Source organism: Streptomyces chrestomyceticus JCM 4735 (genome assembly GCF_003865135.1).
In the GTDB taxonomy this organism is placed as follows: Bacteria; Actinomycetota; Actinomycetes; order Streptomycetales; family Streptomycetaceae; genus Streptomyces; species Streptomyces chrestomyceticus.
The window spans coordinates 2,648,314-2,666,480 of the sequence record NZ_BHZC01000001.1 but is presented as its reverse complement, the minus strand read 5'-3'; the positions used below and the strand labels follow the sequence as shown (position 1 = coordinate 2,666,480).

The window sequence follows — 18,167 nt, the reverse complement described above, 5'->3', positions numbered from 1 at the left end:
ATCAGGGGGCGGTGATTTCGTCGCCTCTTTCGCCGGTTAATTGTTCGAGGGGTGGCTGGGTCATGGGCAGGGCATTTGATGTTGATACGGATGGGATCAGGTGTCAGGGCAGGGAGTTCGTCCATATCGGGGCGGAGTTCGGGAGCGCCTCTAAGCGGTTGCGCGACACCTTGCAGGGGTTGGGCGCGCCGTGGCGGGGCGCCGAATTCGCGGAGGCGTTCGCCATGGCGTACGAGCCCGTCCGGGACGGCATGTTCGCGTCCATGGATTCGCTCGGGAAGCGGATGGAGGGAATGGGGGAGAACCTCCAGGAAATGGCGCGGAGGTATGAGGCGGCAGAGGGGGAGGGCGTGCGGCTCGTCGGGCAGGTGTCGTGCTCGTCCCCGATGTCGCGGGGGCTGTGACGGTGGTGGGCGTCCCGGGAGGAGGCGGCCGTGGCGCTGACGCTGCCCGGTGAGGTCGTATGGGTGCTCGATCTGCTCGGGTACCGGTGGCCCGAGGCCGACGAGGACAAGCTCATGGAGTGCGGTCGGGCCTGGCTGGACTTCGCGGCCCAGGTCGGGCGGACCGACGGGCGGGGCGGATGCGCCGTACGGGAGGTCGCCGGCGGCAGTTCGGGCGAGGCGGTGCGCCGCTTCATGGGGGAATGGGAGGGCTTCTCGGGCGGCCCGGGCTCGTACCTGACCGACGCGCGGATCGCGGCGCAGGTGATCGGCGTCGCGTTCGAGGTGGCGGCGGCCGCGGTGTTCGCCGCGAAGGCCGAAGTCGTCGCGCAGCTCGTCGTGCTGGCCGTCGAACTCATCGCGGCGCAGGCCGCGGCGCCCCTCACCTTCGGGCTTTCGGAGATCGGGGCGCTGGGGGTGACTCAGGCGACCCGTCTCGTGGTGCGACGGCTCTTGGACACGCTGAAGCGGGAGGTCGTCGAAGCGGTCACCGAGGCGATGGCGGACGCCGCGGAGAAGGGCGTCCGGGAGGTCGCTTCCGACTTCGTGAAGCACCAGGTCAAGGACTTCGTGACGGATTACGCGCGGAAGACCGTCCAGGACATCGTGGTCGATCCCGCGAAGGAGACGGCCATCGGCATCGTGACCGGGGCAGGGCAGAACATCGCCCAGCAGGGGATCGAGAGCCACTTCGGCGCCCGCGCCGGCGTCGACCTGGGCGACACGGCGGACGGCGCCCAGGAGGAGTTCGCGAAGCAGTTCGGCACGGTGCGGGGAGGTGAGTTCACAGCGGGTGAGTACGTCGTCGGCGCGCCGAGTGGCCCGGGGGAGCGGGAGGGGGGCTTGGCCGGTCTCCTCGACCCTGCGACTCATCACGACCGGTTGATCGACGCTGCTACGGAGGCGGGGACGAATGCCGCGGCGGTGAGAGCGCGGGAGGCCGTTCAGCGGGGGAGGAGGGGTGGGGGAGGTGATGGGGACGGAGGAGATGGAAGTGGCGGCGGGAGTGGAGGAGGTGGTGCGGGTGGGGGTGAAGGGAAGTCTGGTGTCGCGGAGGATATTCGTGCTGTTTTCGGGTGAGGTCCGCTGAGGGCTGAGGGCTGAGGGCTGAGGGCTGAGGGCTGAGGGCTGAGGGCTGAGGGCTGAGGGCTGAGGACTGAGGACTGAGGGCTCAGCGAGAAGGGTGTGCGGTGCGCACACCTTGCAGCTACGCCTCCAGGCCCGTAATTCACCCGCCCCCGGCGCCCTCACCCGAATACAGCCTGCACCGAATCCCTCGCGCCGTCGGTGACGCCCTGGTGGCGGGTCGCGGCGCCGCCCGTGCGGGTGTCCACGTGTTTCTGCGCCGCGTCGAGGCCCCGGTTGGTGAGGTCTTCCCGGGCGTGGTCGACGTAGGTCTGGGGGTCGGCCAGGCTCTGGGCGCCTTCCTTGAGCCCGTCGACGTATGCGCCGGCCTTTTCCTTGCCGATGTCGGCGGTCTCACCCCAGTCCATGCCGTCGCGGGCACCGAAATGATTCTCGATGCCCTGCTGGGCGATGTTCTGCCCCATTTCCGTGGCGGCTTCGGTGGCCTTCGCCTTGCCTTCTTCGACGACCTTGTCCTGCACGGTCTCCTTGACCGTGTCCTTGACTGTCTTCTTGGCGTAGTCCATGGCCAGTTGCCGTGTTTCCTTGGAGCCCGCCTTCTTGGCCAGCTTCTTGATGGCGTCCATCGTGGCGTGTTCCATGGCCTTGGTGGCGGCCTGGACGACCTCTTGTTTGATCTTGTTCAGAATTTCGCGGACGGCGACGCGGGTGATTTGCGTGGCGCCTGCCGCGCCCGCTTCGGACAGCCCGAACGTGAAGGGGGCGGCCGCCTGTGCGGCGATGAGTTCCACCGCGAGGGCGACGAGTTGCGCGATGATGGCGATCTTGCCGGTGAGTACGGCGATGGCGGCCGCGTCGAAAGCCAGGGCGATGGTCTCGGCGGCGAGCTGGGCGTCCCGCAGGTAGTGGTCGGAACCGGATCCGCCGGAGAAGGCGCCCCATTCCTTGGTGAATCCGTCGACGGCTTCGCCGGTGTTCGCCCCGCATACCTCGTTCGCCGCCGACGCGCCCTGGGAGGCGGTCTGTTCGACCTGGGCGGCGAAGGTGCGCCAGGTCTCGGCGCACTGGAAGAGCGCGTCCTCGTCGGCCTGCGGCCAGTCGTACCCGAGGAGCCCGAGGACCCAGGCGACCTCGCTCGGCAGTGTCAGTGACACAGTGTTCGTCCCCCGTGCGGTTGCAGCCGTGTGCGTGCGGCTGGAGCGATCGTGTTCACGGCCTTACGCGGCCGTGCGCATGGCTGTGCGTACGGCCGTGTAAAGCCGCACGGAACGGTGGTGTTCCTCAGACGGCGGGCCGGGGAACCGAGCTGACGACGTGGACGCCCTGTTCGTCGGAGGCCGTGTAGGTACGGGCCATGCCCTGGAGTTTGTCGCCGATGTCCTCGATGCGTTCGCCCAGCGAATCCATGGAGGTGAACATGCCGTCGCGGATCGGGGTGTAGATGACGTCGAAGGCCGCGCCGAAGTCGGCGTCCTCCCAGGGCTTTCCGAGGCCCTCCAGGTCGTCCTTGAGTTTCTTGGCGGCCTTGCCGAACTCCGTGCCGATGCTCACGAACGCATGACCCTGGGTGCGCAGCACCTCAGGATCCACGTCGAATGCCTTGTCCGCCATCACGACCCCCGTCATTGCCCTGTCCTGCGCGCCTGGCGCGTTTGTCTCCCGACAGGCCCGGCGTGACCACTTTATGTGTTCTTAACGCAGGCATGTCAAGGCGGTCCCTCGCGGGCGGGCGCCGGACCGGCGGTTTGAGCTCCGTAGGGGGCAGGGGATGTGAAAAGGGTCCAACGGGGCGTTGTCGACGACGCGTTGGGGCATATGCGTGCGTGGAATCCGCTCGAATACGGATCGAATTCGGGGGGATTGGCCATGCTGGGGTGTCGGTGCCGACCGGAATACGTGACGGGAGGGGAGTGGTGCGGACGGGGAAAGAGGTGGTTAAGTTTTGGTGCCTGCCCGGTCAAGAGGCCGCGCGCCACGGGTGGCGTGCGTGCGCGTGCCGTACGGCTGCCGAGCAGGCCGGCACTGTCCTCCACCCCAACGGGCCCCTGGCCTCCGTCCAACGCGCTCCTCGTCCTCCACAGCAACGCGGTCTCTCCATGTCAACGCAGCCCTCCTTCCGTACGCGCCCGTCGCCCCCACGCATGCGCCGGCCGACCCGGCTGTCATCCTCCGCGGGCGGGGTCGTAGGCGCCGGTCTGGCCCTCGCCGGGCTCTTCTTCGGCGGGATGACCGCCAAGGACATGGGCTATCCGAACGGCCACAAGGGGGACGCGGGCACGCTCACCGTCCAGGACTGCCGTACGCAGTTCGACCGCGCCGGCTCGTCCCGCCACCGGCACGCGCGGCCCGTCGTCACCTGTACCGGTACCTTCCGGGGGGATCGGGACGGCTCCACGGTCGAGGACGCGACGGTGGAGACCGGCGCCAAGTTCGAGCCGGGCAAGCACCTGGCGGTCCAGAAGACGGACCACAAGTTCGTCCTGATCGACGAGCAGTGGATCTGGCAGAGCCTGGCCATCGTCTGCGTCTCCGTGTGCGCGCTGGTGGCCGGAGTGTTCTGCCTGCTCACCGGCTTCGGCGCACGTCGTGGCCCGGGGTTCCGGGAGGCCTGGCACCGGGTTCCCGGCGGTGCGGCGGTCCGTGCCGTACTGGCCGCGATCGGTGGTCTGGCCGCCCTCGACGCGGGCGCGGCGCTGCTCGTCGACGGGATCGTCTGATGCCGCCGCCGAGCGTGGCCGGGCGGGCCGTCGGCCTCGCCCTGGTGGTGCTGGGGGCGACGGTCTGCGTGCTGTCGGTCCGGGGAGCGGCCCTCGCCGCCGGATACACCGGCACCCCCGGGACGTACACCGTCGAGGAGTGCCGGGAGCGGTACACGGCCGGCGGCAGTGGCCGTCACGGCAGCCGGACGATCAGTTGTACGGGCACGTTCCGAGCCGAACGGGACGTCGACGGTGCCCGCACGGTCAACCCCTTCGGGGCGTTCCACCCCGGCACGGTGTATCCGCCGGGCGCCCGGGTCCCCGTACGGAGCGGTGACGACGGAACGTACACGGCCGCCGGCCGGGAGCAGGTGTGGAGCCGGGCCGCCGGGGCGTCCGGGTCCCTGCCGATGCTCGCGACGGGCGCTTTCTGCCTGCTCACCGGCTTCGGCGCCCGCCGGGGACGGCCGTTCGGCGAGAGCTGGGACGGACTGCCCGGCGGGACGGTGCTGCGCCCGCTGCTGCTCTCCGTCACCGGGGTGGGCATCCTTGGTGCAGCCGTCTTTCTCTTTTTGCAGCATTACGGGTGACGCTGCGCACCGCCTGGCCGGCCGGGCGGGTGCGCACGGGCCGTAGGCTCGGCACATCGCGGAAGCACGTACACCCCCGTACGCGCGGCATGAACCGGCAAGCCGACGCGTGCATCGTTCGTCCTGCACCTTCGCACGCCCCTGGAAAGGATCGCTGACCATGGCAGCACAGTCGGAACACACCAGGTCAGGCGCGTCCCATGCCTCCAGTGCGGGCGCCGCGCCGGGTGTGGACGGGGTGAAGCGCGGCCTGGGGCGGCTGATCGGGGTGGGTGTCCTGCTGGCCGCGCTGCTGCTGATCGCGATCGGTGTCTACGTGGGCCCGTACTCGGTGTGGGTGGACGGCAGCCCCGGCAAGATCACCGTGGAGGCGTGCGCCACGGACTACCACTACGCGAACAAGCAGCACTCGGGGAACCGTACGCGGGACATCCAGTGCTACGGCACCTTCCGGTCGGACGACGGCCGGACCAAGGACCTCAACGCCAGCGTCGACTCCTGGCACCGGTTCAAGGAGGGCGACCTGATCGAGGTACGGCAGGTCGGCCGCTCCAGTTACGTACAGCACAGTTGGAACCGGCTGGCCAACGGCGTGCTGTGCCTCTGCGGCGGACTGGTCGTCCTCGTCCTGGGCTTGCTCTGCACGGTGACCGGCTACCGCTTCCGGAGCGCCCCGACCTTCGACGACGCGTGGCGGTCGGTCGGCCCCGGCGTGCTGCGGACGCTGATGGTCGGGCTGATGGCCGCGGGGCTGATCGGCGCGGTACTGTCCGGGGCGGTGCTCTTCTTCACTTAGCCGGAAGGCAGGGGGAGAGGGCGGGCCGAAGCCGAGGGCCGAAGCCCGAGCAGGCGAGCGGGCGGGATGCGAACGCAGCCGTACGGGACCGAACAGCCGTCCCGTACCATTCCCGCTCATGGACGCACCCGCCGATGCCGCCGACGCCGACGAACAGCCCCCGTCCGCACGCCGTGTGAACCTGACGCCCCGTCAGGCCCGGCAGGTGCGGATCGTGCTGGCCTCCGTGCTGATGGCCGCGATGGCGGCCGTGCTCGTGATCCGCCTCGCGAGCCGTACGTCGGTCCTGGTCGTGGGGGTGTACGGGGCCGCGCTGATCCTCTGCGGGGTCGTGATCGAGCTGAGCCGCAACGGACGCACCCGGCTGGGCACCTGGCTGCTCGGCCTGGGGCTGGCGGCGGCCCTCGCCGCCGACTGGCTGCTGCTGCCCTGAGGGGCCCGCCGCCTCAGGCGAACCGCGCACGGTGATCACATGCCGCCCCCTGTGCGGCCGGGCGGACCTATGGGGGAGTCGGCAGGGGGAGCAGGGGCGGGTACGGGGGCGGAGTGGGGCACGGAGCGGGGTGCCGGTGCGGGCGGGGGCGCGGGCAGCGGTATCTGCAACGCCTTGACGCCGCGCTCCGTGGCGACGACCAGGACGCCCTCGGGCGAGAGGTCGGCGTCCGTGAAGGGGACGTCGCTGACGAGGGAGGCCACCACCTCTGTACGCTGCCGGTCCCACACCCGGACGCAGCCTGCGTCCTGGCTGAGCGTGAGCGGCGCCGCTGCCCGTACGTCCTCCGAGGGGCGCAGGACCTGTGCCGGGTCGGCATCCACGAGCCCCGGACTCAGCAGTTGGTGGACGAGCACGGCGGAACCGCCCGCCCCCTCGGCCCCGGCGCCGGCCTTGGCGAGGACCGTACGGGAGCCCGGGGTGCCTTCGGGGACGACGAAGGCAACGACCGGCAGCGCGGCGACGGCCGGGTCCGTACCGACCGGGTCCGCACCGGCCACGCCCCCGACGGCGGGAGTCGACGGCAGGCTGCCGACGGTCACGCCGGTGACCCCGGGCAGCGGCACGCTCCACAGCGTGCGCCACGGCAGGCCGAGACCGAGCGCGTGCACCGCGTCCGCGTACGGGCCGAGGCCGTCCTCGACGAAGGCCGTCTCCAGGAGCGCCGCACGCATCACGACGGACGTTCGGGACCGGGTGAGCAGCGGCGCCGTCCGCAGATACGTACGGGCGGGAGCGCCCAGCGTCTCGTACGGCACGGCTTCGACCGCCGTACGCAGCGAGACGGGATCGGCGTGTGCGAACAAACCCGGGTCGGTGAGCAGTTGCGGCAGCAGACCGGCGGCCAGCGTGTGCGCGGCGAGGTGGTCGCGGACGTACGGGTCGGCGCGGGACCAGTCCTGCTCCGGCACCGCCTCCAGGAGCGCCATGGCGATACGTGTCTGCGCGTCGCGGGCGTCAGCCGGCCCGGCGCGCACCGCGTCCGCGACGCCGGGATGCACGAGGCGCAGCAGCTTACGGCCACCACCGTCGGCGTCCCCGAAATCCCCGGCCGCTTCGACGAACGGCCCCGTCAGCGCCATCCCGTCCGCGATCTCCCGGGACAGGTCGCGCCCGGCGACGGCGGACGCCAGCGGCCCCCACAGAGCGAGCGGCAGACCGGCCCCCTCGGCGAGCGCCAGGGGCGCCAGCATCAGCCGCAGCGTCTGCGGGTCGGCGCCCAACCGCCACGCGTGCAGGTCCAGCGCCTCGTCCACACTGCCCGGCAGGTGTGACCCGTCGGCCGGGTCGAAGCCTTCGGGCCGCATCAGGACACACCGTACGGCGAGCTGTGCGGTCAGCCGGTTGCCGTCGGCGCGCTCCGCGATCGCCTCGGCGAGCGCCCGACGCGCGCCCGGGTCTTCGGTGTACGGCAGGACCGGGGCGCCGGCCTCCGGGGTGAGCGACGTCTCCACCTGGTGGACCAGCCCTTCGGGGTCGGCCCAGCGCGGCTCGTCGAGGTCGATGATCTGTCCCTGCCCGGACGGCAGTGCCGCGATCACCTCGGCGGCCAGCGCCCGCGGCACGTCGGCGAGCAGTTGGACCGTGCCGGTTTCCGCGAGCGGCTTCAGCACGTCCCGTACGAGGCGCGCGGGCTCGTCGGCGGCCCGCACCGGGCCCGCCCGGTCGACGTCCGGCACGACGACCGTCACCGGGTCGGCGGCAGCGGCGAGTTCGGGGACGATGTCCGCGCTGCGGGTGGCGGTCAGGCCGAAGTGGCCGGCGAGGGCCCGCAGAACCTGTCCGGCGGTGCGGCCTTCGGCAGCGGGTACGGCGGGGGCGGGCAGGTCGGGCGGTACGGTCGTCGGGTCCAGGTCGTCCAGCGGCAGGCGCTTGCGGTGCTCCGGGTCGCACAGCATGAGGAACCCGGCCACCAGGTGCGAACGCCCGCTGCCCGGGCTGCCGGTGAGCACGACGACCCGGGGGGCGCCGGGCCACTGCATCCGCCATGCGGCGAGCGCACGCAGGACGGCGGTGCGGCCGCCGATGTACGGATGCGGCGCGTAACCTCCCGTACCGGTGTGCGCCTCGCCCGAGGCGTGCACGAATTCCTCGTCCCCCATGACCCCTTCGCCCTCCGCTTCCCGCTCTCCGTCTTCTGACGTCCGCTCTCCGGCTTCCGCTCTCCTCGACTTCCGGCTGATCCTACGATCCGGCACTGACAGCGATACGGCTGCCCGCCGAAGCCCAGGTCAGCGAGGTCAGCCCGCGGGCGGCGGGCCGAAGCCGCCCTGCGGTGGCGGATATCCGGCGGGTGCCTGGAACCCGCCCGGTGCTTGATAACCAGGGGGTGCCTGATGCCCCGGAGGCGCCTGGTACCCCGGAGCGCCCGGCATCGGCCCGCCGAACGGCCCGTACGCGGGTGCGCCCATGGACCCCGGCACGTACGGCCCCGGCACACCCGGAACAGGTCCGAGGCCAGGAACCGCGAATCCCGGCACCCCCGGCTGAACCGGCACCCCGCGCCGCCCCATCAGCACCAGCACCACCACCGAACCGACCAGCTCCACCAGCATCTGCACCCGACCCAGCAGTGCCCCGCCCGGCGCGACGTCCCCCAGCTCGAAGAGCGTGCCGGTACGGAGCGAGCCGATCAGGGCCAGGAACGCGACCGGCAGCAGAGCCAGTGCCGTCCCGAGGGCGAAGCTGCGGGCGGAGACCCGGCGGGTGGCGGCCAGGATCGTGCCGACCGCGCACAGCGGCAGGAAGGTGAGCCAGGCCCAGCCGGGCGCCATGCCGAGCATGGCCCGCAGCACGCCGTGGCCGGTGAACAGCATCTCCAGTGACGCTCCGGACCCGCTGCCGAGGGACTGCACCAGCGCGTAGCAGATCCAGATGACCCACAGGAGGGTGAGCGCGCCCAGCGCGATCGCGGACGCAGGGCCCGCGGGGCCGTGGGGGCGTACCGGAGGCCGGCCGGGTGCCCGGCCGGGGCGCGGCCAGGCCCGGATGCCGGCCGGCAGGACGACGGCGGCGACGAGCGCCAGGGGCACCAGCGCGCCCGCCGAGAGGAAGACCGCCGTGAGGGTGGAGTCGTCGATGCCGCCCCCGCCGACGAACCAGAGGTCGGTCGAGGTGTGGCTACCGGTACTGACGACGGCCTGCACCCGCAGCGAGAGCGTCAGCGTTGTCGCCACCGCGAGCAGGCCGCCGGCCGGCCGCCTTCCCGCGAACGCGGTTCCCACGGCGGCGCCTTGCAGCAGGGCCAGCCCCAGCTCGTACGGAGTCGCGACCGGATAGGCGGCCATCGGGGCACCGCCGAATCCGGCGGACGCGCCTCCCGTCCACAAGCCCCACACCGTGCCGGGCCCGAGCGTCACAAGATCATGGCCGAGCCAGTACAGGGTGTGCAGGAGGAAAAGCAGGCACAAGGCGCCCGCCGTGATCCGCGCGCCCTTACTGAGCACCCGAATATGTGGCATTTTGCTCCGCTCTCTCCCGCGTGCACTTCTCCGGCACGTGATCGCGCACGATAGTAATGCCGGTCAAGTTCCCATCAAATGCAGGCAAGAGCAGGCAAGATCAGGGTGAGAGTGGGCAGGCAAACGCGGAAGACTCCCAAGACTCTCCAGTTGTCCGAGGTGCCGAAGGCGGCAAAGGCATCAAAAGGCTGATCCCGTACGGCGGACAAAGTCCGGGGCCCGACCGCCGACGGCCGGGCCCACAGGCTCAGTCCCGCAGGCTCAGTCCCGGTGGCTTGACCCGCCCCGGCCGCCCCGCCGCGGCCCCGTCACGATGGCCCCCGAAGGCCCGTCGCGCTCGGCGCGCTCCTGGTCCTCCTTGGCCTCCTGCTCCTTCTGCCACTTCGCGAACTGCTCGCGGGAAGCCTCTCGCTCGGCCTGCGTCTGGTTCTCCGCCGCCCGCCGCATCTCGTGCAGACGGTCGCCGATGGCACCCATGTACTCCTCGGACTGGATGGCGTCCTTCATGCCGATCCGCCCGGAAAGCACCTCCTGGGCCATCTCCTGGAGTTTTCCGCCGACCTTGGGATTGGTGGCCAGTGTCTGCAGGGCCTTGCGCAGCCGGTGCGCCTGTTCGGGATCCTGGGCGACATCCATCAGATCCGCGTCCTGGATCTGCCGCTCATTGCCCGCGCCGTTCGTGCCGTTCATGTCTTCTGCCCCCGGTGAACTAGGTGGTGCGGCAACCGCGTGTGCCGTACCGGCGTCATGAGTCTAATGACGGATCGGAACCACGCGTCACGGAGGCTTGTTGGCATTGCGGGATATTGGTCCCTTTTCTCGTCCCGTACGGCCGGCCCGCCGCTCCGGACGCACCGGTCGGCCCCTATCCGGGTGTGCTAGACCTGAGGACTTGTCCGGCAGGCCGTCGCCGCTTTCGTGCCGCGTCATTCGTGCCGCGCCCATCAATTCGGGGAGAAAAGATGTCAGACGAGGTCCGGATCAGTACCGGGGAGCTGCACAAGCTCGGTAGCGAGTTCGAGATATCCGCGGACGACCTGGGCCGTGAGCTGACCGCTTTCAGACGGCGCAGTGACGCCGCGGCGCTGTGCGAAGGGTTCGGCTCCCGCGAGGCGGCCGGGCCGTACCTGGAGCTGTACGAGCAGGCCGAGCGCGCCCTGGAACAACTGCGGGAGCGGCTGACGGAGGTCGCCGGCGGCCTCAAGGAGACCGCCGTGTCGACGGACACGGCCGAGGAAGAACTCGTCAAGACGATCCGGGGTGTCCAGTGACCGAGCAGCGCAACCCCCACGCCCTGCACGAGGCGGCGGCCGGCTGGCGGGACATGGGAAAGCACCTGGACGGCCTGGTACGGGACCTGGACCGGCAGGTGGGCAAGGCCGCGGCCGCCAACTGGCACGGCCCCGCGGGCGAGGCGTTCGCGGCGGAGTGGCACCAGCTCAAGCGGTCCGTCGACGAGACCCTGCCCGCCTTCGAACTCGCCGCCGCCGACCTGGAGAACGCCGCCTCCCAGGACAAGGGGGCGCACGCGGGCGCGGGCTCCGGCGCTCACGACGACGCGCCGGACGCCTCCCAGAACGACGGCTCCCCTTCGTCCGGCACGGAGTCGTCCGGCACGCAGACCGCGTACGGCTTCATGGCCCTGGGCCAGCTCGCCACGTCGCTGGGCGGCGCCTTCCGTGGCAAGGGAGGCAAGGGCGGCGGCCGGGGACAGCGGCCCCCGCTGACCGCGCAGTGGGAGACCTCCGGTGCGCCTCAGGGGCCCGACCCCTTCGGACCGCCGCAGACCGGGCCGGAGAAAGCACGGGGCGGCGCGGGCGTGGCGAAGGGCGTACGTACGGGGGAGGCCGCGGCCACCGGAGACGCGCCCGAGACACCGGCCGCCAAGAAGCCTGAGAGCGACAAGCCCAAGAAGGGCCAGGAGGCCAAGGAAGCCAGGGGGGCCAAGGAAGCCAGGGACGCCAAGGGCAAGGCCGCCAAGGACACCAACCCCCCGCCCCCCGACGTGCGCCGCCACGGCGCCTTCGGCTGAGTCCGAGCCCAGCCACCAGCCCCAGCCCCCACCCCACCCCCAAACCCAAAAAGCGCCAGGGCGCCCCTCCCAAAGAAGAGGCGCCCCACCGCTCTCATCCGGCCCGCCCGGCACCGCAGCGCCCGACCGCCGGACCGCCCGTCACCCGCTGTGCGCCGGCAGCCACCCGGTCTGCACCAGCTGCGCACCTCGCTTGCGCGTGATGAACTGCGCGCGGCCCGGCGTCAGGCTGGTCGCCTTGAGGTTGCCCATCAGCGGCCCCTCGCCCGGGTCGCCCGACAGGATCAGGCCCTGGGCGCCGAGTTCCTTCGTCCGCTGCATCACGGGCTCGAAGGAGGACCGTCCGGCACCAGAGGAACTGCGCGCCAGGATCAGGCGAAGGCCCAGGTCGCGGGCGAACGGCAGGTACTCCAGCAGCGGCTGCAGCGGGTTGCCGCTGCTGGTCGCCACCAGGTCGTAGTCGTCCACGATCACGAACGCGTCCGGCAGGTCGTACCAACTGCGGTTGCGAAGCTGCTCCGGCGTGACGTCCGGGCCGGGCATCCGGCGGCCCAGCGAACCGGCCAGTCCGGTGATGACCTCCTGCAACTGCGGCCCCGCGGCACAGTACTTGTACATGTGGCTCTCGGGGATCTCGCCGAGCAGCGCGCGCCGGTAGTCGGAGACGACCATGAGGGCCTTGTCCGACGGGTAGCGCTCCGCGATCTGCTTGGCGATCAGACGCAGCAGCGAGGACTTGCCGGACTCGCTCTCGCCGTAGATGACCAGCAGCGGATCGGTCTCGAAGTCGATGAACGCCGGCGACAGCGTGGTCTCGTCGACACCGATCGCGATGCCGTGCTCCGGGTAGTCGCCGCCCTTGGGCAGGTCGCTCGCCGGGAGCAGCGTCGGCAGCATCCGCACCTTGGGGGCGGGCTCGCCCTGCCAGTGCTCCTTGACGGTGGCCACCAGGTGCGCCATGCCGTCGCTGAGGCTCTCCGCCTCCTGGACGCCGTCGATACGCGGCAGCGCAGCCAGGTAGTCCAGCTTCTCGGGGGAGAGGCCGCGGCCCGGGCGGCCCATCGGCACGTTCTCCGCGCGCTTGCGGTCGAACTCCGACTCCATCGGGTCGCCGAGCCGCAGCTCGACGCGGTTCAGGAGCTGGTCGCGCAGGGCGGGGCGTACCTCGGTGTAGCGGGAGGCGCCGAGGATCAGGTGGATGCCGAAGCCGAGACCGCGGCTGGCGATGTCCAGTATGACCGGGTCGAGCTGCTCGTAGTCGGTCTTGAAGGTGCCCCAGCCGTCGATGACGAGGAAGACATCGCCCCACTTCTGGTCCGGGAACGCGCCCGCGGCACGCCGCTGGCGGTAGGTCCCCATGGAGTCGATGGAGTTCGAGCGGAAGAACTCCTCCCGCTCGTTGAGGATGCCGACGACCTCGGCGACCGTACGGCGGACCTTCTCCGCGTCCAGCCGGGAGGCGACGCCGCCGACGTGCGGCAACTGCTCCAGGGCCAGCATGCCGCCGCCACCGAAGTCGAGGCAGTAGAACTGCACCTCGGACGGGGTGTGGGTGAGCGCGAAGCCCGCCATGGCGGAACGGATCAGCGTCGACTTGCCGGACTGCGGACCACCGACGACCAGGCCGTGACCGGCGCCCGCGGAGAAGTCCAGGTACATCACGTCGCGCCGCTGCTCGAACGGCTTGTCCACGAGCGCGACCGGCACGACCAGCTTGCCGAGCGCCGTGTACTCCGGAGCGTGCACGCCCCGCTCGGGCGTGACGGCGAGCGCCGGGAGCAACTGGTTGACGGTGGGCGACTCGTCCAGCGGCGGCAGCCACACCTGGTGCGCCGGCGGGCCCTGGCCCTGCATCCGCTGGACGATCACGTCCAGGACGGTGTCGGCCAGCGCGTCGTCCTGCTGCTGGGTGAGCGACGGCTCCTCGGCGATGATCTCCTCGACGATCGGCGCCAGCACCGGCGACGCGGTGAACGGCACCGGCATCCGGTTCGTACGGCTGCCACCGCCGCCACCGCCGGCGCCCGGACCGCGGTACGGGCCCGACACGTACGCGGCCTTGAACTGCACCATCGTCTCGGTGTCGTACTTCAGGATGCCGGAGCCCGGCACGTTGGGCAGGTGGTACGCGTCCGGCACGCCGATCGCCGTACGGGACTCGGCCGCGGAGAACGTCCGCAGACCCAGCCGGTAGGACAGGAAGGTGTCCAGACCGCGCAGCTTGCCCTCTTCGAGGCGCTGCGAGGCGAGCAGCATGTGCACACCCATCGACCGGCCGATCCGGCCGATCTGGATGAACATGTCGATGAAGTCCGGCTTGGCGGTCAGCAGCTCGGAGAACTCGTCGAGCACCATCACCAGCGAGGGCAGCGGGTCCAGCGGGGCGCCGGCGGCACGCGCCTTCTCGTAGTCGGTGATGTTGGCGTAGTTGCCCGCCGAGCGCAGCAGCTCCTGACGGCGCTGCAGCTCACCGGTGATCGAGTCGCGCATGCGGTCGATCAGGCTGACGTCGTCGGCCAGGTTGGTGATGACCGCCGCGACGTGCGGCATCTCGGACATGCCGGTGAAGGTGGCGCCGCCCTTGAAGTCCGCGAGGATGAAGTTGAGCGTCTCCGAGGAGTGGGTGACCGCGAGGGCGAGCACCAGGGTGCGCAGCACCTCGGACTTGCCGGAACCGGTCGCGCCGACACACAGACCGTGCGGGCCCATGCCCTCCTGGGAGGCTTCCTTGATGTCGAGCATGACGGGCTGGCCGTCCTTGTCGACACCGATGGGCACCCGCAGCCGCTCGTGCAGCGTGCGCGGACGCCAGGTGCGCGAGACGTCCACCGAACCGGCGTCGCCGATGTTCATCAGGTCCGTGAAGTCCAGGTTGGACAGCAGCGGCTCCTCGCCGTCGGCGCCCGAACCGGCCCGCAGCGGCGCCAGCAGGCGGGCCAGCGACTCCGCCTCGGCGACCGACAGGGTGTCCACGGTCCCGTTGTAGACCGCGCCGCCCGCCGACTCCAGCACCAGCTTGCCCGGCCACACCTGTACGGCGAGGCCGCCCCGGATCTCGTCCAGCTCGCCCGGCACGATCTCCAGGATCGTCACGCCCTGCAGGCCCTCGGCCCCGGCGATCACCGAGTCCATCGGCACCTCGCCGGCGTCCAGCACGACCACCACGTGCGGGGTGTCGGTGACCGGCGTGCCCTGCGGGTTGAAGCGGCCGCGGCCCTCCAGTTCCTCGGCGAGCAGCTCCTCGATCTCCCCGAGGTCACCGACGACCAGCCGGCGGGTGCCGGCGCCGTCGGTGGTCTTGTCCTGCACGTGCGGCAGCCACTTGGTCCACTCCCACTCGGCCTGCGCGCCCGGCGCCGCCACCACGGCGACGACCAGGTCCTCCGGCGAGTGCAGGGTGCAGAGCTGCGCGAGGATGGCGCGCGCCGACCCGTACACGGTGTCCGGATCGCCGGAGACCGTCAGGTGGTAGAAGGCGCGCAGCGAGACCGCGAGCGGCAGTTGGTCCAGGTGTCCGTGCTTGTCGAGGAACTCCTTCATCGCGTGCGCGGTGAGCGGTTCCAGTTCGTCGACCGGCGCGGTCTCCGGCGCCTTCAGGGGAGTGGCCAGTTGCTGCGGGCCGAGTCCCATCCGTACTTGTGCGAAGTCGGCGTCGGAAGCCCGCCGTTCCCACACCCGTTTGCCTTCGGCGACGACCGCCCACAATTGCCCCGGATCGGGGTGCAGGAAAAGCTGCGCGTCACGCTGTTTGCGTGCGGTGCGCCGCACTTCCTTTCGCTTCTGCGCCAGGTATTTGAGGTAATCCTGGCGCTCCTGGAGCATTTGCCCGGAAGGCCCTTGGCGGGCCTTGACGATCTGGACAATAGCCATCGCGAGGGTGGAAACCACCATCACGCCGCCCATGATCTTCATGAACGGCTGGGTGCCCATGAACAGGAAACCCGCCGAACCCGCCATGCCCATCATCGGCATGAGGTTCATCAGCATGTTGTCCTCGCCTTCGCGAGGCAGCTCCGGCGGAGCTTCGAGCGTCAACTCCTCACCGGGGATATCAGGTGGAAGCGCGCGGGGCGGGCGCTTGACGATGACAACGCTCACCGAGGCATCAGTCCTTCATGCATCTCGCAGTCTCGGACCGCCCCCGTTGGTTCGACGGTCCCCCGGACCAAGTCCATGGCCCGACGCAGGCGTTGATCCTACTGTTAACGGTCAAGTGCCGGGGCGGGTGGGGCGGCGGCCTAATTGGGGGGTACGCTGACGCCTCGCGAGCGCGCCCAAGGCCCCGTAACGACGTCCCTTATATAAGGCACGGTGGCGGCGCCCCTATATATAAGGCGCGCACGCGACAAACTGCCCAACGGATAGGGGGAACCGCCAGGTGAGCACGACTACAGGCACCGGCTTCTGCCGGGTCACAGTCGCCGCGCCGGACGCACGGATCGACGTGGCACTGCCGGAGGATGTCGCACTCGTCGATATTTATCCGGAGATCCTGCGACTCTCCGGCCAGTCCCAGGCGGAGGGCGCCCCCACCGGATACCACCTGGTGCGCCGGGACGGCACCGTCCTGGACGCCGGCCAGTCCCTCGCCCAGCAGCGCATCCTCGACGGTGACCTGCTCCTGCTGCGGCCGTTCGCCGAGTCGCTGCCGCTGCCCGTCTTCGACGACGTCTCGGACGCCGTCGCCTCCGCGGTCAAGCGCAACCGCAACCGCTGGAGCGACGACCTGATGAACATCGTCGGCCTCACCGCCGGCGTGCTCCTGCTCGTCATGATGGCGTTCGCCCTGTGGTTCTCGAACCCGGCCGATCGCGACATGCACCGCCTGCCCGGCATCATCGCCGGCGTCACCGGCATCGTCCTGGTCGCCCTGTCCGGCGTACGGGCCCGGATCTACGACGACCACGGCTCGTCCATCGCCCTGGGCCTGGCGTCGCTGCCGCACCTGCTGATCGCCGGCTCCGGGATCATGCCGGTGGCCGACGGCGAGGGCCCCGGCCGGCTGCAGTTCCTGGTCGGCTGCGTGACCGTACTGATCGCGTCCGTCCTCCTGGTGGTCCTGCTGCCGCGCGGCGACGCGCCCTTCGTGGCCGCCGCCTTCCTGGCCACCATCGGCACCCTCGCGGTCTTCGCCGCCATCCTCACCGAGGCCGAGCCGCGCGAGGTCGCCGCGGTCACCGCCGTCGTCGCCATCGCGGTGGTCGCCTGGCTGCCCGGCCTGTCCGCGCGCTTCGCCCGGCTGCCCATCGGCTACAAGTCGCCCGACCAGATCGCCGCCGGTCCGCACGGCGACGGCGAGCAGGGCGCGGCGACCGAGTCCGTCGACTTCGTCAAGATCGGCAACCAGGCCAAGCGCGGCCACGAGCTGCTGCTCGGCCTGGTCGCCGGCTGCTCCGCGCTGGTCGTCGGCGCGGCCGGTGTCGTCCTGGGCTTCTCCGACAACAGTTGGGCGCAGTTGCTGGCGCTGGCCGCCGGCATCACGATCATGCTGCGGGCCCGGCTCTTCGACTACACCGCGCAGGTCGCCTGCCTGACGATCGCCGGCATCCTGACGGTCGTGCTGCTCATCCTGGGCATCGCGCTGCACCCGCCGGTCGACGTCATCGCCGACCTCGTGCGCTTCGGCGACTCCGGCCCGCTCAACATCCGTACGGTCTGGTTCTCCGGCAGCATCGCGGCCGGCGCCGCCATCCTGGTCGGGGTGGGTCTGATCGTCCCGCGCAAGGGCGTCACCCCCTTCTGGGGCCGCGTCTTCGACATCTTCGACGGCGTCGTCCTGCTGTCGCTGGTGCCGCTGTGCCTGGCGGTACTGGACGTGTACGGCACCGTCCGCGGCCTCACCGGCTCCTCGTAGGACGCCGCGAAAAGCTCCTCGTACGGATGACCCGCCCACCACGGGGGGTCACCCGTAGGCACGGCCCTCTGACCGACCGGTCGGGGGGCCGTTCTGAGCTGGTACTCTGGGTGACGGTCTTTGCCGAGTCATCGAAGAATCCCTGTGAAGACGATCCAGGGACGCTCGCAGGCCCAGAACACCCAGAGGAGTACGCGTGTCGCTCGACGCCGCCACGAAGAAGCAGATCATGGCCGAGTTCGCCACCAAGGAGGGCGACACCGGCTCCCCCGAGGTCCAGGTCGCGCTGCTCTCCCGCCGCATCTCGGACCTGACCGAGCACCTGAAGACGCACAAGCACGACCACCACTCCCGCCGTGGTCTGCTGCTGCTCGTCGGCCAGCGCCGCCGCCTGCTGCAGTACCTGGCGAAGAAGGACATCACGCGCTTCCGTGCGCTGGTCGAGCGCCTGGGCATCCGCCGCGGCGCGGCGGGCGCCAAGTAACACATCGTGAAGGGAGCGGTTCCCACACCCGGGGGCCGCTCCCTTTGCCGTACGCACCGGACGTCCGGTCCGCTGCCTGGTGGACCTGAGCTTTGTAGTCTGGTCCCATAACGCCATAGCGAAGAGGTGGAGCGCCTTTCAGCCGCCGGTCCTCGGTAGTGGCCCCCGGACGGCGCGCGGACGACCGCGCGGACCCGTATCCGGGTGCTTCGATCGAAGACCGGCCCGC

General features: G+C 70.8%; 16 protein-coding genes. 10 read left to right on the top strand and 6 right to left on the bottom strand.

The window, feature by feature from the left end:
• The first annotated feature begins 158 nt into the window (after window positions 1–158).
• The gene (locus EJG53_RS10840) at window positions 159–404 is read left to right on the top strand and encodes a hypothetical protein (protein WP_244955098.1); all 246 of its coding nucleotides are present in this window, start codon (window positions 159–161) and stop codon (window positions 402–404) included.
• Window positions 405–434: 30 nt separating this feature from the next.
• A complete protein-coding gene (locus EJG53_RS10835) occupies window positions 435–1,523 on the top strand; it encodes a WXG100-like domain-containing protein (protein ID WP_125044677.1) in 1,089 nt (362 codons plus the stop codon).
• A gap of 167 nt (window positions 1,524–1,690) precedes the next feature.
• Here the strand turns inward: EJG53_RS10835 and EJG53_RS10830 are convergent, their stop codons facing one another.
• Window positions 1,691–2,683, bottom strand: a complete 993-nt coding sequence (locus EJG53_RS10830) for a WXG100-like domain-containing protein (RefSeq protein WP_125044676.1) — start codon at window positions 2,681–2,683, stop codon at window positions 1,691–1,693.
• Between the two features lie 127 nt (window positions 2,684–2,810).
• Window positions 2,811–3,155 (bottom strand): WXG100 family type VII secretion target, encoded by a 345-nt coding sequence (locus tag EJG53_RS10825; RefSeq protein ID WP_244955097.1) that lies wholly within the window; start codon window positions 3,153–3,155, stop codon window positions 2,811–2,813.
• Window positions 3,156–3,670: 515 nt separating this feature from the next.
• Between EJG53_RS10825 and EJG53_RS10820 the strand changes: the two genes are divergently transcribed.
• From EJG53_RS10820 to EJG53_RS10805, 4 genes are all read left to right on the top strand, one after another.
• Complete coding sequence (locus EJG53_RS10820; RefSeq protein WP_125044675.1) at window positions 3,671–4,246, top strand: hypothetical protein; 576 nt, start codon at window positions 3,671–3,673, stop codon at window positions 4,244–4,246.
• Window positions 4,246–4,818: a hypothetical protein gene (locus tag EJG53_RS10815; RefSeq protein ID WP_125044674.1), complete on the top strand. Its 573-nt coding sequence runs from the start codon at window positions 4,246–4,248 to the stop codon at window positions 4,816–4,818. The genes EJG53_RS10820 and EJG53_RS10815 overlap by 1 nt, the downstream gene beginning before the upstream one ends.
• A 160-nt stretch (window positions 4,819–4,978) precedes the next feature.
• Window positions 4,979–5,614 carry a hypothetical protein gene (locus tag EJG53_RS10810; RefSeq protein WP_125044673.1) on the top strand — a complete coding sequence of 212 codons (636 nt, stop codon included), beginning with the start codon at window positions 4,979–4,981 and terminating at the stop codon, window positions 5,612–5,614.
• Window positions 5,615–5,732: 118 nt separating this feature from the next.
• Window positions 5,733–6,047 carry a hypothetical protein gene (locus tag EJG53_RS10805; protein ID WP_125044672.1) on the top strand — a complete coding sequence of 105 codons (315 nt, stop codon included), beginning with the start codon at window positions 5,733–5,735 and terminating at the stop codon, window positions 6,045–6,047.
• 35 nt (window positions 6,048–6,082) lie between these two features.
• Here the strand turns inward: EJG53_RS10805 and EJG53_RS10800 are convergent, their stop codons facing one another.
• The 3 genes from EJG53_RS10800 to EJG53_RS10790 all read right to left on the bottom strand — a co-directional run bounded on the left by EJG53_RS10800 (window position 6,083) and on the right by EJG53_RS10790 (window position 10,258).
• Window positions 6,083–8,209: an ATP-binding protein gene (locus EJG53_RS10800; RefSeq protein ID WP_244955096.1), complete on the bottom strand. Its 2,127-nt coding sequence runs from the start codon at window positions 8,207–8,209 to the stop codon at window positions 6,083–6,085.
• Window positions 8,210–8,347: 138 nt separating this feature from the next.
• The gene (locus EJG53_RS10795) at window positions 8,348–9,553 is read right to left on the bottom strand and encodes a hypothetical protein (RefSeq protein WP_125044671.1); all 1,206 of its coding nucleotides are present in this window, start codon (window positions 9,551–9,553) and stop codon (window positions 8,348–8,350) included.
• 276 nt (window positions 9,554–9,829) lie between these two features.
• Window positions 9,830–10,258 carry a hypothetical protein gene (locus EJG53_RS10790; protein WP_125044670.1) on the bottom strand — a complete coding sequence of 143 codons (429 nt, stop codon included), beginning with the start codon at window positions 10,256–10,258 and terminating at the stop codon, window positions 9,830–9,832.
• A gap of 272 nt (window positions 10,259–10,530) precedes the next feature.
• Here EJG53_RS10790 and EJG53_RS10785 point away from each other — a divergent pair, with 272 nt between their 5' ends.
• On the top strand, window positions 10,531–10,839 hold the full coding sequence (locus tag EJG53_RS10785; RefSeq protein ID WP_125044669.1) for a WXG100 family type VII secretion target: 309 nt from the start codon (window positions 10,531–10,533) through the stop codon (window positions 10,837–10,839).
• The gene (locus EJG53_RS10780; protein ID WP_125044668.1) at window positions 10,836–11,600 is read left to right on the top strand and encodes a WXG100 family type VII secretion target; all 765 of its coding nucleotides are present in this window, start codon (window positions 10,836–10,838) and stop codon (window positions 11,598–11,600) included. Before EJG53_RS10785 ends, EJG53_RS10780 begins: the two co-directional genes overlap by 4 nt.
• A 141-nt stretch (window positions 11,601–11,741) precedes the next feature.
• Here EJG53_RS10780 and eccCa read toward each other — a convergent pair whose 3' ends face one another.
• Complete coding sequence (gene eccCa / locus EJG53_RS10775; protein WP_125044667.1) at window positions 11,742–15,698, bottom strand: type VII secretion protein EccCa; 3,957 nt, start codon at window positions 15,696–15,698, stop codon at window positions 11,742–11,744.
• A 280-nt stretch (window positions 15,699–15,978) separates the two neighbouring features.
• Here eccCa and eccD point away from each other — a divergent pair, with 280 nt between their 5' ends.
• Window positions 15,979–17,454 carry a type VII secretion integral membrane protein EccD gene (eccD, locus tag EJG53_RS10770; RefSeq protein WP_125044666.1) on the top strand — a complete coding sequence of 492 codons (1,476 nt, stop codon included), beginning with the start codon at window positions 15,979–15,981 and terminating at the stop codon, window positions 17,452–17,454.
• A gap of 196 nt (window positions 17,455–17,650) precedes the next feature.
• A complete protein-coding gene (gene rpsO / locus EJG53_RS10765) occupies window positions 17,651–17,938 on the top strand; it encodes a 30S ribosomal protein S15 (protein ID WP_030414166.1) in 288 nt (95 codons plus the stop codon).
• The last annotated feature ends 229 nt before the right edge of the window (window positions 17,939–18,167 follow it).